This is a genomic window from Arthrobacter sp. Y81 (assembly GCF_002929335.1).
In the GTDB taxonomy this organism is placed as follows: Bacteria; Actinomycetota; Actinomycetes; order Actinomycetales; family Micrococcaceae; genus Arthrobacter.
The window spans coordinates 1-534 of the sequence record NZ_PJIL01000096.1 but is presented as its reverse complement, the minus strand read 5'-3'; the positions used below and the strand labels follow the sequence as shown (position 1 = coordinate 534).

1 protein-coding gene is annotated in these 534 nt (G+C 53.7%); it reads right to left on the bottom strand.

Features of this window, described 5'->3' with window-relative positions; genetic code table 11:
• Nucleotides 1-534, bottom strand: a 534-nt coding sequence (locus CXQ91_RS24360; protein WP_104176377.1) for a phage baseplate assembly protein V, incomplete at both ends; no start/stop codon positions are given.

The window sequence follows — 534 nt, the reverse complement described above, 5'->3', positions numbered from 1 at the left end:
TCAGACAACATACTGCCCGTGGCATGGGCATTCCCTTTAATCTCGATATTGCCATGGATGGTCGCGGTAACACCTTCACCACCAGAACCCGCCATGCCTCCTTCGTAAATCAGCTTACCCCTGACACGCAGATCTCCGGTAAGTTCGGTTTCCGGTGCGTCAATCGTGGCTTTCTGTGTTTTCAATACCACATCAGCACCACACTCAATGACAATATGCTCAATGCCGCCCCGGATGATCAGAGTGTGCGTCTTCCGGTTGTAGCTGTACTCTGCACCATCAGCAAACCGGGTTCCCCGGATATTTTTGTCACTGAACGGTGGTTTATCGACGTCTGAATACACCGCGCCCAGAATAACACCATCCTCGCCGTTGGCATCGAGCAGCACCTCAACCTGCTCCCCCACGTCAGGGAGCCAGTAATCTTTGTTATCCTGGGTATTGCGCTGCAGCACGTTAAGCCAGTTTGTGCGCAGGTTATCGCATTCAGGCAGACGAACGCGGGCCTGAACCCTGTCGGCATCAACGGCACTG